The sequence below is a fragment of the Streptomyces sp. Sge12 genome (assembly GCF_002080455.1).
Classification (GTDB): domain Bacteria; phylum Actinomycetota; class Actinomycetes; order Streptomycetales; family Streptomycetaceae; genus Streptomyces.
The window spans coordinates 7,849,481-7,863,077 of the sequence record NZ_CP020555.1; the positions used below are offsets into that span (position 1 = coordinate 7,849,481).

Below are 13,597 nucleotides of genomic sequence, written 5' to 3' on the forward strand. Positions count from 1 at the left end.
GGGGTCAGGGGATGCGGAGACCGGCGAGGAGCTGCTCGTGCATCGCCTTCAGGGCCTTGTCGTTCGCCTGGGGGCCGAGGCTGATGGCCTGCACGAGGTGCTTGTCGTCGGCTATGAGACGAATGGAGCCGGTCACAGGCTCACCGTCCGACTCGGAGGTCAGGCGAGCGTCGAGGGCGGGGCGGCCGTCGACCGTCAGTTTCCGCACGTCATGGCTGGTCAGAGGCTCGGCGGTGTTCTGCGTGTACGACCGCAGGAAACGCTGGAGATTCTCCTCGAGCGGGTACTGGTCTCCCGGCATGTCATGGACGGCGAAACCGGTCCCTCCGTCCGGCGTGTCCACGCCGTACGCGCGTCCGTCGACGAGCTGGTCCTCGATGGGTACGGTCGCCGTCCGGACGGTGGCCTTCCCTGGAAGCTCCGCACTGATGCCACTGGGCGGGTCGGTCGTCCTCACCCAGTCCGCGGCGGGGACGGCGGCCAGGGCCGTGACCGGCGGCGGCGCAGGGGCGGAGGGAGCGCCGGAGGGGGCGGCGAACGCGGTGGCGGAAACCGGCACACCCCCTGCGATCAAGGCCGCGGACGCCGCAAGCATCGCGAGGCGCTGCGTCCGAGAACGGTGAGTCATGCCGATCACTTCCCGTGGCCCGCCCGCCGACCGACGTCCGGGGGCCGCTCCCGACCCTTCTTCCAGCGTCCGCCCCGACCGCTCCGGGTGCATCCGGACGCAAGGGAGCGACAAATAGCGGGTCCGGCACTGAATAGAGCGGCCGGTACCGGCCAGGAGCGGGGGGACGGCTTCGGACGGACTGAATGGAGGAATGACGATGAACTGGCGCCAGGAGGCTGCTTGCCGGTGGGAAGATCCCGAGCTCTTCTTCCCGGTGGGCACCAGCGGCCCGGCCCTTGTCCAGATCGAGGAGGCCAAGGCGGTGTGCCACCGCTGCCCGGTCATGGAGAGCTGCCTCCAGTGGGCCCTCGAGGGAGGCCAGGACCTCGGCGTGTGCGGCGGCATGAGCGAGGACGAACGACGTGCGGCCAAGCGGCGCGCGGCCCGGGCCGGAGCGCGATCGTCCGGCTGAGCCCGGTTCTCGGGCCCGCCGGGCGCGTACGCCTTCATGGCGGGGCCGCACCCGCGGGTCGGGTCGTCGTGGTCGGTCATCGGGCTCGGCAGCGGCGTGATCCGCCGCCGGCCCCCGCGTCAGAAGGGCGCCGAAGAAGCCCAGGAGGGAAAGAGGGCCTCCACGGGTACCGAGCCGGGCCCCGCCCGGCGCCCGGAAAACCGCGGGCCGCCCGGGGACACCGCCCGCTACGATCGGGCCGCGCGCGTACCCACCCACCTCACGCGCCTCATCCACCCACCCGATCACGGCGGTCCCACGGAGGCACCGATGACCCTGGCCCCCTCGCGGACCCCCGCCCACCCCGAACGACTCGACCAGGGCCACCCGTTCCGCCAGTGGAAGACCTGGCGCATACCCGGGACCGAGCTCACCCTCACCGGGTACTCGCGCGCCAACGACAAGACGTTCTTCCACATCCCGGAGCTGCGCTGCGCGCTCGACGCCGGACTGGCGGAAGGGCGTCAGCCGGAGACGGTCTTCCTCACGCACACCCACCACGACCACTCCAAGGACCTCGACCACCTCGCCGCCCGGCCCGACGGAGTCGACATCCACCTGCCCGCGGCGGCTGCGCCCTACGTGGAGACCTTCCTGCGGGCCTCCGCCGAACTGAACCACGGCACCGCCTACGACCCCGCACTCGCCGCGAACTGCCGGCTGCACGGAGTCCGCGGCGGCGACGAGTTCACCTTCGGCCGCCGTGGCCACCACGTACGGGTGGTGGAGTGCGTGCACAAGGTGCCCTGTGTGGGATACGCCTTCTCCGAACGCCGCAAGGCGCTGCTGCCCGAGTACGAGGAACTGCGGCGCGACCTCGCCGAAGAGGGCCGGGGCGGCGAGTTCGGGCGGATCCTCGCCGAGCGCCGCAAGGAGGGCGCCGAGGTCGAACGAGAGGTGCTCAAGCCGCTGTTCGCCTTCCTCGGTGACACCCACGTGAGCGTCTTCGAGGACAATCCCTGGCTCTTCGAGTACCCGGTCCTCATCACCGAGTGCACCTATCTCGACGACGCCGAGCTGGAGCGGGCCGACCGGGTCGGACACACCGTCTGGAGCCGGCTGAAGCCCGTCGTCGAGGCCCACCCCGACACGCTCTTCGTCCTCACGCACTTCAGCCTGCGCCACTCGGACCAGGACGTCCTCGACTTCTTCGGCGACGAGCGGCCCGGCAACGTACTGCTGTGGGCGCACCCGGACAGCAGGCTGCCCGAACAGCACCAGCACGGCTGACCGCACCGACCGTACCGACCCCGTCCCGTCACACCCCGGCCAGCGCGTCACGCAGCCGGCGTGCCTGCCTGAGCAACTGGGACGAACCCGGTCGCTGCGCCAACGCCGTCACCTCGGGCAGCTCACCGCGCGCACCCGACAGCCGCGCGCAGTCCGCCGCGACGGCCAGGAGCGCTCCGTGCACCTGCGGCCGGGTGTGGACCAGCAGGCCGGGGAGCGCGCCGGCCAGGACCGCCCAGACCGCCCCGGCGCCCTGCGGCGCGGCGGCCGCGGCCCGGAGTGACTCGATCAGCAGGGGCACCTTCAGCGTGCCCAGCCCCACGAGTTCGGTGAGCTCGCGGCCGAGCAGTTCTCCGTCCAGCCGGCCCCGCGCGGCCAGCAGGAGCAGCGCCCGCACGGCGGCCTCCCGGTCCCGCTCCGGGACGGAGGCGAGCCCGTAGGCGACGGCCAGGTGCACAGCGGGTCCGGCCGGGCCGTCGGTCGCGGCGAGCGCCTCCAGGAAGGCGGGGGCACCGCTGCCGTCCTGGTCGGCCGCCGATGCGACACCCGTCAGCAGCCGGGCCGCGGCCGTCTCCGGGTGCCAGGGGAGGGCCGCGACCGTGTGGGCGTCCCGCTGGTCCGGCAGCGACCAGTGCGGACAGGACAGCTGCGGCTCGAACTTCCGGAACAGCGACCAGAAACGCCGGGGAAACGCGCCCCGGCCCTCGATCGCCTCGTGCCCCACCAGGATCCGGCGGCCGATCCGTGCTCCCCGGCGCCTGCTGGGACGCTCGGGTTCACCGGCCTCGCGCTCCCGCCACGACGCCGGCCGGGGCAGACCGCCCTGCCGGAGCCAGTCGGCCACGCGGGCGCCCTCCGCCAGCCGCAACCCCTCCGCGGCGCGCACGGCTTCCGGATCGACGGGGCCGCCGACGCGCAGCAGTGCCTGCCCCAGGTCCGCCGGCCCGGGCCGGACACCGAGACGCTCGTACTCCGCGAGTCGCGCGACCAGGTCGTACGGCGCCACCGCACCGGTCGGCCCGCTCGGCGTGGACAGCAGGAACGGTACGGGATCACCCGCGCGCAACCGCGCGGCGACCTCGCCCATCCGCGCCCCGACCACGTAGTCCAGTGCCACGTGCTGGCACAGTTCGAGCCAGCCCGCCGCCCCGGCGGTCTCCCAGGGCTCCTCCGACCGGACCGGGTCCACCGCGGCGCCGACGACCGCCGCGATGCTCCCCGCCCGAGGGTGCGGCCGCAGCCCGGACCCGCGCGGTACGGAGCCCAGCGCGGCGACGAGCGCGTCCCGGTTGCGGAAGCTGTGACTCACGACCCCGCCCAGTACGCGCTCGAACGAAGGCACGCCGGGGTCGCGGCGGTCGGCCAGTACCGCCGCGACCTCGTCGGCGAGCGCACCCGGTGCCGGTGCGGCGAATTCCCCATCGATCATGTGGTGCAGGCTAGACCGTCCCACTGACAGGGCCGCCCGGGTGGCCCGGGCGAGGGGCTACCGGTCCTGGGAGAGGCGCACGAGCTCGGCGAAGGAGCCGTTCAGCCGCACCAGTTCCTCGTAGCTGCCCTGTTCCGTGATCCGGCCAGCGTCGAGCACGATGATCCGGTCGGCGAGGCGGCAGTTCTCCATCCGGTGCGTGACGATGACCGTGATCCGGTCGGCGCGCATGTCCCGCAGCCCGGAGAACACCATGTGCTCCCCGCGCGGGTCCATGGCCGACGTCGGCTCGTCCATGACCAGCAGCCCCGGCTTCCGGTGGAACGCCCGCCCGCACGCCAGGCGCTGCCACTGGCCGCCGGAGGGCTCGTGCCCGCCCCAGATCGAGCGGGCCAGCAGGGTGTCCAGGCCGTTGGGGAAGTCCTCGACGGTCGTCCGCATGCCGACCGCGTCCAGGGCGTCCCACACGGCCTCCTCGCCGCGCGGGTCGGGCTGGCCGAGGGTGATGTTCTCCCGGGCGGAGAACGGCCAGTACCCGTACGACTGCGTCACGAGGCCGACGTGCTGCCAGGCGGTGCGCTGGTCGGCGTCAGAGGTCGGGATCCCGTCCCAGGAGACGGTGCCGGAGGTCGGGACCGTCAGCGAGGTCAGCAGCCTGATCAGGGTGGACTTCCCGGCGCCGTTCTCCCCGACGACGGCGATCACCTCGCCCCGGGACAGGGTCAGGGACACCGGCCCGAGCGCGGGGCTGTCCTTGCCCGGGTAGGCGTACGTGGCCTCCTCCAGCCGGATCTTCTCCGGGGCGCCCTCCACCACCTGCGGTCCGCGCGGGCCGGACTTCTGGGCGGCCTCCGCGACGAAAGCGGTGTAGTCACCGAGGTAGAGCGCGTGCTGGAACATCGCCGCGCCGTAGACGACGAGCTGAGACAGGGCGGCGGTGGAGGTGCGCATGGCGACGATCGCGGTGCCGGCGGCGGCGATCGCCATGTACCCGCCGACGACGAGACCGGCGAGGGCGCCGTAGGTCGCGACGACGAAGACCCCCGAGGCGGAGGCGGCGATCAGGTAGACGGTGAGGTAGCGGGGCGCGGAGCTGACCATCCGGGAGTCGATCCGCTCGCAGACCGCCGCGTACCAGTGGTGGGCGTGCGGCCGCATGCTGTTGCCGCGCAGCTCGTCGGCGAGCTTGGGGGTGGTCAGGTGCCAGCGCATCATGTGCTTGATGTTGCGGGAGGCGATCGTCTGGTTGTGGAGGCGGTAGTCGAGGCGGGCGGCGTAGACCGAGCCGAGGCCGCGGGGGACCACCGACAGCAGGAGCAGCGGCAACAGCACGGGGTGGACCACCGCGAGGACGGAGGCCACCGCGAGCATGTCGATCAGGCCGCCGGTGAAGCCGAGGGCGTCCTGCAGCAGCATCGCGGACCGGGCGGATCCGGTCTCGGCCGCCTCGGAACGCTCGGTGAAGTCAGGGGCGTCGTACGCGGCGAGTTCGACGTCCATGTGGGCGTCGACCATGGCGAGGTCGGCGAGGGTGGCCATGCCGGGATTCAGTCGGCGGGCCGCACTGCCCGAGGTGATGGAGGCCAGCGCGCCGAGCGCCGTCATCGCGGCGGCGACGACCAGCGGCCAGGTCGCGGCCGAGATCCGCTCCTGGACGCTGTCGCCCGCCAGTAGCGGGACCATGGCCCGCGAGATCGCCGCGAGCGCCGCGGCCGTGCAGATACCACCGAGGATCTGGGCGGTGACCAGCACGTGGAACGCGGTGCGGTTGACGGCGAGGGCGAGCCGCGCCGTCTGCCGGAGGGCGGAGGGAACGCGGCGGGCCATCTGCCCCAGCGACAGCGCCTCCATGGTCTCGTTGTGCTGGCCCCAGGTGTACTTGAACTCGGGCGGTGCGGGCGGTGCGGGCGGTGCGGCGGCCCTCTTCCGCTGCTCGCTCCGCTGCTCGGTCTGCTGTTGGTCCTGCTGCTCGGACATGTGGCTTTCTCCTTCAACTGGGTTGTCGTGGAGGCCGGTTCACGTGCGCCCGGCGCATGCCGGAGAAGCCCGTCTCCGTGGTGTGCGGAGGGGCGGCTGCGTGGTCGCGGGAACTGGAGGGAGTGAGTAGAGCGCAGGCCCGGACGCGGAGCAGCCGGATCTGGCCGACCTCGCGGCGGCGGCTCCCCAGCGGTGGCCGCTGATCGTGCGCGCGTGCCGCCGGGCTTCCGGGCGCAGCCGGAAGGGAGGTTGGCCGGAACCGGCCGGTCCGGGGGGCGGCCCCCGGAATTCGATTGCGGGGGCGGCCGTGGATGATGGCGGGGTGCTGGTACAGGTGGAGGCGGTGGAGCGGTCGGCAGCGGGCGCCACGTCCGTGCGGGTGCGTTCGGCGGTGGGAAGCGCCGTCGTGGTCTGGCAGGACGGCGCCGGTGAGGCGGCGGAGGGCCGGCACCACATCGAGTGGACGGTCGACGAGGACATCACCTGGGCGGGGAACACCCGCGCGGCTGCCGTCCCCACGTCCGAGGTCCGGGAAGAGGGATCCCACATCGTCTTCCGGGGGAGGCTGGGTCTCACCGAGGACGGAGCGGCCGTCCTGGAGGTGGGCGGCGCGCTGATCCTCTTCGATCAGGCAGGTCCACCGCCGGACGGTGCCGACGGCTCGTGGGTGGAGGTACGGGCTGCCCGGAGCCGTGTCAGCGTCTGGCCCTACCGGTGCTGAGGGACAGGTCGAACGGGCGACCGGCGCGCCCGGGCGGGTGAACCCGGCGGCGGGACGCGGCGACGCCGTCACGTCCGTCATGACATGGTGGTGCGATGGTCATCAGCGTTCGTCCGGCCGCCGTCTTCGAGGACGTCCGGGCCGTCCTCGGACCGAAGTCACCCGGGGCCAACGTCTGCTGGTGCCTGAGCTACCGGATCCCGTCCAAGCTCAACAACGAGCTGCGCGGGCCGGCCCGCGGTGAGTACGTGGCCGGGCTGTGCCGTGGCGAAACCCCTCCCGGGGTACTCGCCCACGACGGCGACGAGCCGGTCGGCTGGGCCGCCGTGGCCCCGCGTGCGGACACCTCGTACGCGCGCAGTCGTACGATCCCGACGGTCGACGACCTACCGGTCTGGTCGCTGTGGTGTGTACGGGTACGCCCCAGCCACCGCGGCAGCGGGATCTCGCACGCACTCATCGCCGGCGCGGTCGAATTCGCCCGTGCCCGGGGCGCACCGGTGATCGAGGCCTACCCGCTCGACAACGGTGATGCCAAGGTCGACCTGACGATGGCGTACGCCGGGCTCCGCAAGAACTTCGAGCGCGCCGGGTTCGTCCATGCCGCGGACACCACCTCGGTGCTGGCCGGTCATCCCAGGATCCTGATGCGCCTCGACCTGCGCTGACGTTTCACGTCTGCGTCCATCCCTACGTCTTCGCCTTCGTCTTCGTCTACGCCTGCGGGGAGGTACGGGTACGGGCCTCGAGGGCGCTCAGGGCAGTGGCCCACGGGAAGTGGAGCGGGGCGTCGGGGTCCGCGGGGTCGGGGGCGTAACCGGTTTCGCCGTGGAGGAGTTCGACTCCGGCGTTGCGCAAAGTGCTCAGCGAGGACTCGAACTGCGGGTGCGCGGCGAGCGCGGTGTTGGTGCAGGGCATCGCGACGGCGGGCGTGCGCTTGCCGGTCGCCTCGGCGGCCAGACCGATGACCAGGTTGTTGGTCAGGCCGAGGGCCCAGGAGTTGATGCTGTTGAAGGTGGCGGGCGCGAAGAGGAGGGCGTCGGCCGCCGGCCATACGTCGGCCTGCCCGGGGAACTTGTACTGCCAGCGGACCGGGTGGCCGGTCAGGGCGGCGAGTCCGTCGAGGCTCTCGGACAGCCAGTGCGCTGAGGTGGGGGTGAGGCCGAGGCACACGTCCCAGCCGCGGGTCTGGGCGTCCTCGATGACGTGGGCGATGTCGAAGACGGGCGGGGCGGCGGAACAGAGCAGGTGGAGAGTCCTCGTGGTCATGCCGCCATATGATCACATTGTTTGACCTTGATCACGCTATCCGGAACGGGCGACTTTCCTGCGGACCTGCTCGGCCGGGGACGAACACCCCTCCGGACCGCCGCTCAGCCCACGAGTGCGGCCGCCTCCCGGCGCGCCCGGTGGCCGCCAGGCCGCGCGTTCCCCGCCGAAGAGCGGGTGACCGTCCTGTTGGACACGTGACGGGTGGAGCCGGAAGACTTCCAACGGCCCGGACGCATGCAGGCGGTCGTACAGCTGGGCAGCCTGCCGGAAAGCCGGCGGACCTGCGTCCGGGAGCTGCTTGCCCCAGCCCGCCCCGAAGCCGGAAAGGTGTACCGACCGTAGGGCCGCCCGCCGACCCGCCGCCCGCTGCCCTACGGTTGCCGCCCGGGGCCCGGGGCCCGGGGCCCGGGGCCCGGGGCCCGCGGCTCGCAGCGACGGACGGGGGTTGGTCCGGGCTGCGTGATCAACGGCGCGCAGTGGGCTCCGGGTGGCTTCGTTCGCGAGCATTCCCGCGAACGAAGCCACCCGGGGAGGCCGGCGCCCCGCGGGGCCCGGTGGGTGCCGCGCTTGTCCGCCGTGGCGGCGCCGCACTACGGTGCCGGTGTGGACCTCTTCACCCGTTCCTGGTCGGCGTTGCGCACGGCGGTCGCCGAGATCCCCGACCCGGACTTCGCACGTCCGTCCGGCTGCGCCGGCTGGCTCGTACGGGATCTCGTGTGCCACCTGGTCATCGATGCCCAGGACGTCCTGATCACCCTCGCCACCCCCGCCGCGACGGAGCCGACCGTCGACGCGGTGACCTACTGGCACGTCGAGGACCGGCCCCCGACCGGCGAGGACCCGCTCGACGCCCTCACTGTCCGGCTGGCCGCCGCGTACGGGGACCCGCGCCTGCTCCGGTTCCACCTCGATGACGTCGGCTCCGCCGCCGGCCGCGCCGCCGAACTCGCCGACCCGAAGGCCCGGGTGGGCACCCGCGACGAGGTCCTCACCGTGGCCGACTACCTCGGCGCGTACGTCCTGGAGTGGACCCTGCACCACCTCGACCTGATCGCCCACCTCCCGGATGCGCCGACCCTGCCGCCCGAGGAGGGCATGGCCCGCTCCCGCGCCATGCTGGAGCGGATCGCCGGGGCGGCGTTCCCCGCCTCGTTCACCGACCGCGACGCACTCCTGGTCGGCACCGGCCGCAGCGCACCCACCGACGCGCAGCGCGCCGAACTGCGCGACGCGGCGGTGAGGTTCCCGCTCGTCCTGGGCTGACCCGCCCCGCCGCAATGAGGATCGCGCCGGGCCCGGTCAGGGGATACTGGGTCCTCCGGGCGGCCGAGGCGCTCGTTGCGCCGAACGGATGCAGTCGTCGAGCAGCAGGGCATCCGCCGGGATCACAGCGGCCCCCTCCCACGTTGAACTGTCGAAGGGTGCGCTCCGCGTCCGCACACCGCACGGACCGCACGCACCGCACTGCACGCACCGCACCGCTGGCTCATGGGATGAGGAGGACCCGATGCACGCCGCCGAGGAGAACCGGCCGGAGCTGGACCCGGTCAGCGTCCTGAACGCGAAGAGGACGCTGCTCCAGCTGCTCGGCCGGGCGGGGATCTCCGCCGACGATGCGGAGGGCCTGATCGCCCTGGTCGAGGCGGGCGCCTTGGCCGGCGCGTGCGAGGAGCTCGGCGCGCTCGGGGGATCCGTACCGGGAGACAAGGGCGAGCCGTACGAGTCGGGCTGGCTGGACGGTGCCCGTACCGTCACCGACGAGCTCGGCGCGATCGCCGAACGGGCCCTGCGGCACACCGTCGACCCCGACGGACCGAGCACCGCCTCGGCCCCCCGGCCGCCGGTCGGGCGCGTCGAGGTGGAGCAGGCGAAGGCGGCCGTCACCCCCCTCTACCTCACCTTCACCGCCGCCTCCGACCTCGACCCCGAGGTCACCGAGGAGGTGCTCCGTGCCGTCCTCGCCACGATGACTCCCCGCCAGAGGGCCCGGTACGCCGGCCGGCTGGCGGATTTCGCCGCGGCGCACCGGGCCCGTCTGGAGCGGTTGTACGTGGAGTACGGGCCCGGCAGCCCCACCGCCATCCACAGCCGCTACTCCCTCCTCCACTCCGCCACCAGCGTCGCCGTACTGGAGCGGCTCACCGCGCCGGCCACGGCACTGCGGGAGGAGTGGGACGCCGCCGAGCTGCCGCCCGCCTGGCTGGACGGTCCGATGAGGGCCTGGGACGCGGTGGGCTGACGTGGTGGGCCGACCCCTCGGCGCCGGGGCACCCAGTGGGAGTAGGAGTCGGTCAGGCGCAGTCGTACGCGTGACTCGCCATCGGAGTCCTACGCCCGTGGCTATCCGGCCGCACGGAGTCGGGCGGCTGCCGTCTCCGCCTCCCGTACGACGCGGTTCGTGTCGATGTCCACGAGTCGGCCGTCGAACTTCAGGGGCCGTCCGTCCACGAACACGGCCTCGATGTTCTCGGGCCGCCCGTTGAAGACGGTCTGGCCGACCCAGTCGAAGCGCGGCGCGAAGTTCAGGGCGGCCGGGTCGACGACCACGACGTCCGCCCGCTTTCCGGGCGTCAGGGAGCCCGTCCGGTCGCTGATCCCGAGGGCCTCGGCGCCGCCCAGCGTGGCCATCCGCAGGACGTCGTGCACCTGCGGGAAGATCCCGGCTTCCGTCGCGCGGGCGCGCTGCAGGCCGATCGCCGTCTTCATCAGGGCGTGGAAGTCCGAGCTGTCGTTCGTACCGCCGTCCAGGCCGAGGCCGACCTTGATGCCCCGCCGCCCGAACTCGGACAGCCGCATGATGCCGGAGGCCAGCCGCATGTTGCTGAGCGGGCAGTGCGCCGCACGCACATCGTGCGCGGCGAGGGCGGCGATCTCGTCGTCGGTCAGGTGGATGGCGTGGTTGATCAGGAGCCGAGGACCGAGGGCGCCGATGTCGGCGAGGACCCCGATGGGGTCGTCGGCGCGCTGCTCGGGGCGTTCCAGCACGTGGGAGTTGAGCATGACCCCGAGGTCCTGGGCGGCTTCCCAGTGGGCGTGGTTGAGGTGTTGGACGGCCCGCGCCGCGTGCGTGGCGACCTGGAAGCCGCCGAGCGGAACGGGGTCGACGAGTTCCTTCTTCACCTTCGTGACCAGCGCCGGGTCGGCTTCGGAGGGGAACATCGCGTAGGTGAACCGCACTCCGGTTCCGGCCAGCGCCCGTACGTAGCTCTCGATGAGGTCGTACGAGAAGATGTCCACCCAGTCCACGAGGGTGGTCACCCCCGACTGGACGGCGTCGAGGGCTGCGAGGCGTACGAAGCTGTGCAGGGCCTCGGGGGTGAGTCGGCCCCGCTGGGGGTCCGTACATCGTGCGAACCAGCCGAACAGGTCCCCGTCGGTACAGCCCCCGCGGATCACCGCCTGCCAGAGGTGGGTGTGGGTGTCGACGAACCCCGGCATGACCAGCTTGGCCGAGGCGTCCACGATCCAGGTGCCGGGCGGGGGCCGCAGGCCCGGGCCGACGGAGGCGATGGCGCCGTTCCGCATCAGGACGTCGGCGTTCTCGAGGGCGCCGAGGGGGCCGCTGCCGAGGGCCGGGTCCATGGTGAGGACGAGGGAGGCGCCGCGCAGCAGCACCCTCGGGCCGACCGGGACGTGGGGACGTTCGGGGCGGGTGGTGATGCCGAGGAGGAGCGGGGCGCCGGCGGCCAGGCCGAAGCCGGTGAGGATCTCGCGGCGGCTGCGGGCCGGGGACGGAGTGGGGGACGACTGCATGGCGTAGTACCTCCCGAGACTCAGAACGGAAGGCCCGCCCGGGCAACGCCGTATGGGAGCGTCGGCGAGGGCGGGAGATCACACCCAGCATTCCCAGCGAACGGCCATTCGATAGGCGTCTGCGGAAAACTTTTTCCGTTCCGGTCATCTGTCGTCCATCCGCCTCCCACACCCCGGATCGGCGCCGGCGGTTCGCCCTGCGCGGGCGAGGACAGGGCCGCACTCACGGCCAGGGCGCCCCGGCCGAGACGGCATGTCCGGATGCCTCCAGCGCTTCTGCCCCTCTCCGGCACGCCTTTGATCCGCACCATTGCTGACCGTGCACCGGGGTGGGACCGTGGCCGACATGGTCGACACGCGCTCTCGACGGTATGAGGCAGCCGCCCGGTGGATGTTCTGGTCCGGTATCGCCCTGTTGCTGCTGGGGCTGGCCGCTCTCGCAGTCGCGCGGACGGGTGGCGCCCGATCGTGGGTGTGCGCCCCGGACTGCCGCCCGACGGAGAGCGCCGCGTGGGAGATCGCCGGAACGCTGGGTGCGGTGGGTGCGGCCCTGGGCTCGCTGCTCTGTGCCGTAGCCGTTCTCATGGCCACCCTCCGCCGCCCGCCGACGCCTCCGGCGTCGGGTGCTCTCTCAGCCGACTCGAGCAGCAGCGGGCGGTAGCCACACGAAAGACGAGCGACGTCTGCCTGGGCACCGCGAGCGCCGCAGTCCCGACCATGGCGGTGACCGGCTGTGGCGACTCACCGGACAAGGGGCTGCTGGGGCGCGTTGGGCCCGCTGTTAAATGCCTCGACATCGGGCGCGATGATCGGGGACGCTTCGCGCGATGACAAGAATCGACGACACGCCGCCCGCGTGGGACGAGCGCACCCAGCTCACCACGTTTCTCGACTACGCACGTGACACCGCCCGCGCCAAGTGCGATGGCGTCTCGGAGGAGAACGCCCGCAAGGCGCTCTTGCCGGGCTCACCGCTGATGACCATGAGCGGATTGATCAACCACCTCCGCTGGGTCGAGTACCACTGGTTCCAGGTGGTCTTCCTCGGCGAGGAAGACCAGGGCCCCTGGACCGATGAGGACCCCGACCGCGAGATGCGTATCGCCGTCGACTTCCCGCTCACGCAGCTGCTCGACGAATACGCCGCGCAGAGCGCCCGCTACCGCGAACTGGTCGCCGGGAATGGCCTGGACCAGAAGGCCCGGCGATCCATCCGCGACGGCCTCCATGTCGACCTGCGCTGGATCCTCCTCCACCTCACCGAGGAGACGGCCCGCCACAACGGCCACCTGGACATCCTGCGCGAGATGCTCGACGGTACGACCGGCAACTAGCTCGACTTCGTTCCTGCGCTTGCAGATCGTTTTGTCGAAGCCTGTGGGCCCGCCGCCCTTGCTGCCCCTTCGTCGGCGGCTTGACCGGCGTCCGCTTCGGTCGCCGTGGCAGGGGCGGGGGAGCCCTTTGCCAGCACGCCGGCGCGGGCGGCGGCGAGCGTGATCCTCACAGCCAGGTCGGCGGTGCCCTCCTCGACCGGATCAGGGCTCACCAGCAACCGGAAGTGGATCGGAGCGACCAGCGTTTTGATCAGCTCGACCGGATCGGTGTCTGCCGGGAGCTCGCCACGGTCGATGGCGCGGGCGGCCACGGGCTCGGCCCGCCGGAACCGGTCGGCGAAGATCCGCCGCCGCGCCTCGGCGATCTCCGGCAGCCGGCCGGCGTCGGAGTACATCGCGGTTTGCACCGCCCTGCCCACCGGCCCCGTCATGCTCTGCACGAGCGCCTGGGCGAGCGCTTGCAGGTCGGTCTCGATGGCGCCGGTGTCCGGAATGGGGATGTCGGTGGCGAAGCGCTCGGCCAGCGCGTCGACGACCAGGCTCGCCCGATCCTTCCGGCGCCGGTAGACCGTCGTCTTGTGCACCCCGGCCCGCTGAGCCACGCCCTCGACGGTCAGCTCGGCGTATCCCTTGTCCGCCAACTCGGCGAGGGTGGCGGCGCGCACCGCCTCCTGAGCCTTGCGGCTGCGCGGCGAGCCGGTCCTGCGCGGCCGGGAGCGTGCCGTACGCGACACCGCCACCGCCCGCCGGCTGTGGGAGC

The 13,597-nt window shown here is 72.6% G+C and carries 13 protein-coding genes; 7 read left to right on the plus strand and 6 right to left on the minus strand.

Annotated elements, in window-relative coordinates; genetic code table 11:
• Window positions 1-4: 4 nt before the first annotated feature.
• Window positions 5-559: a hypothetical protein gene (locus B6R96_RS35320; protein WP_159396433.1), complete on the minus strand. Its 555-nt coding sequence runs from the start codon at window positions 557-559 to the stop codon at window positions 5-7.
• Between the two features lie 268 nt (window positions 560-827).
• On the opposite strand from B6R96_RS35320, the gene B6R96_RS35325 reads away from it, so the two are divergent.
• Both B6R96_RS35325 and B6R96_RS35330 read left to right on the plus strand, forming a co-directional pair.
• Window positions 828-1,082: a WhiB family transcriptional regulator gene (locus B6R96_RS35325; RefSeq protein WP_053177057.1), complete on the plus strand. Its 255-nt coding sequence runs from the start codon at window positions 828-830 to the stop codon at window positions 1,080-1,082.
• A 309-nt stretch (window positions 1,083-1,391) separates the two neighbouring features.
• Window positions 1,392-2,351 carry an MBL fold metallo-hydrolase gene (locus B6R96_RS35330; protein WP_081524813.1) on the plus strand — a complete coding sequence of 320 codons (960 nt, stop codon included), beginning with the start codon at window positions 1,392-1,394 and terminating at the stop codon, window positions 2,349-2,351.
• 28 nt (window positions 2,352-2,379) lie between these two features.
• On the opposite strand, the gene B6R96_RS35335 is transcribed toward B6R96_RS35330, so the two are convergent.
• Both B6R96_RS35335 and B6R96_RS35340 read right to left on the minus strand, forming a co-directional pair.
• Window positions 2,380-3,780, minus strand: coding sequence for a hypothetical protein (locus B6R96_RS35335; protein WP_081524814.1), 1,401 nt, complete (start codon window positions 3,778-3,780; stop codon window positions 2,380-2,382).
• A 57-nt stretch (window positions 3,781-3,837) separates the two neighbouring features.
• A complete protein-coding gene (locus B6R96_RS35340; RefSeq protein WP_081524815.1) occupies window positions 3,838-5,757 on the minus strand; it encodes an ATP-binding cassette domain-containing protein in 1,920 nt (639 codons plus the stop codon).
• A gap of 322 nt (window positions 5,758-6,079) precedes the next feature.
• Between B6R96_RS35340 and B6R96_RS35345 the strand changes: the two genes are divergently transcribed.
• Complete coding sequence (locus B6R96_RS35345) at window positions 6,080-6,478, plus strand: hypothetical protein (RefSeq protein ID WP_237291615.1); 399 nt, start codon at window positions 6,080-6,082, stop codon at window positions 6,476-6,478.
• A gap of 95 nt (window positions 6,479-6,573) precedes the next feature.
• Window positions 6,574-7,146 (plus strand): GNAT family N-acetyltransferase, encoded by a 573-nt coding sequence (locus tag B6R96_RS35350; RefSeq protein WP_081524817.1) that lies wholly within the window; start codon window positions 6,574-6,576, stop codon window positions 7,144-7,146.
• Between the two features lie 46 nt (window positions 7,147-7,192).
• Here the strand turns inward: B6R96_RS35350 and B6R96_RS35355 are convergent, their stop codons facing one another.
• Entirely contained in the window at window positions 7,193-7,747 is a 555-nt protein-coding gene (locus B6R96_RS35355; protein WP_081524818.1) for a flavoprotein, read from the minus strand.
• Between the two features lie 606 nt (window positions 7,748-8,353).
• Between B6R96_RS35355 and B6R96_RS35360 the strand changes: the two genes are divergently transcribed.
• The gene (locus B6R96_RS35360; RefSeq protein ID WP_081525417.1) at window positions 8,354-9,013 is read left to right on the plus strand and encodes a maleylpyruvate isomerase N-terminal domain-containing protein; all 660 of its coding nucleotides are present in this window, start codon (window positions 8,354-8,356) and stop codon (window positions 9,011-9,013) included.
• A gap of 244 nt (window positions 9,014-9,257) precedes the next feature.
• Window positions 9,258-9,989 carry a hypothetical protein gene (locus tag B6R96_RS35365; protein ID WP_081524819.1) on the plus strand — a complete coding sequence of 244 codons (732 nt, stop codon included), beginning with the start codon at window positions 9,258-9,260 and terminating at the stop codon, window positions 9,987-9,989.
• Window positions 9,990-10,090: 101 nt separating this feature from the next.
• Here B6R96_RS35365 and B6R96_RS35370 read toward each other — a convergent pair whose 3' ends face one another.
• Window positions 10,091-11,503: an amidohydrolase family protein gene (locus tag B6R96_RS35370; protein WP_237291616.1), complete on the minus strand. Its 1,413-nt coding sequence runs from the start codon at window positions 11,501-11,503 to the stop codon at window positions 10,091-10,093.
• A gap of 827 nt (window positions 11,504-12,330) precedes the next feature.
• Here B6R96_RS35370 and B6R96_RS35380 point away from each other — a divergent pair.
• On the plus strand, window positions 12,331-12,837 hold the full coding sequence (locus tag B6R96_RS35380; RefSeq protein ID WP_081524821.1) for a DinB family protein: 507 nt from the start codon (window positions 12,331-12,333) through the stop codon (window positions 12,835-12,837).
• Here the strand turns inward: B6R96_RS35380 and B6R96_RS38590 are convergent.
• A complete protein-coding gene (locus B6R96_RS38590) occupies window positions 12,834-13,502 on the minus strand; it encodes a TetR/AcrR family transcriptional regulator C-terminal ligand-binding domain-containing protein (protein ID WP_443070005.1) in 669 nt (222 codons plus the stop codon). The genes B6R96_RS35380 and B6R96_RS38590 overlap by 4 nt on opposite strands.
• Window positions 13,503-13,597: the final 95 nt, after the last annotated feature.

What these genes read in the sequence shown, in the direction of transcription:
- B6R96_RS35325 (WP_053177057.1), top strand. Translation starts at nt 828, where the DNA reads ATGAACTGGCGCCAGGAGGCTGCTTGCCGGTGGGAAGATCCCGAGCTC.
- B6R96_RS35330 (WP_081524813.1), top strand. Translation starts at nt 1,392, where the DNA reads ATGACCCTGGCCCCCTCGCGGACCCCCGCCCACCCCGAACGACTCGAC.
- B6R96_RS35335 (WP_081524814.1), bottom strand. Translation starts at nt 3,780, where the DNA reads ATGATCGATGGGGAATTCGCCGCACCGGCACCGGGTGCGCTCGCCGAC.
- B6R96_RS35340 (WP_081524815.1), bottom strand. Translation starts at nt 5,757, where the DNA reads ATGTCCGAGCAGCAGGACCAACAGCAGACCGAGCAGCGGAGCGAGCAG.
- B6R96_RS35350 (WP_081524817.1), top strand. Translation starts at nt 6,574, where the DNA reads ATGGTCATCAGCGTTCGTCCGGCCGCCGTCTTCGAGGACGTCCGGGCC.
- B6R96_RS35355 (WP_081524818.1), bottom strand. Translation starts at nt 7,747, where the DNA reads ATGACCACGAGGACTCTCCACCTGCTCTGTTCCGCCGCCCCGCCCGTC.
- B6R96_RS35365 (WP_081524819.1), top strand. Translation starts at nt 9,258, where the DNA reads ATGCACGCCGCCGAGGAGAACCGGCCGGAGCTGGACCCGGTCAGCGTC.
- B6R96_RS35370 (WP_237291616.1), bottom strand. Translation starts at nt 11,503, where the DNA reads ATGCAGTCGTCCCCCACTCCGTCCCCGGCCCGCAGCCGCCGCGAGATC.
- B6R96_RS35380 (WP_081524821.1), top strand. Translation starts at nt 12,331, where the DNA reads ATGACAAGAATCGACGACACGCCGCCCGCGTGGGACGAGCGCACCCAG.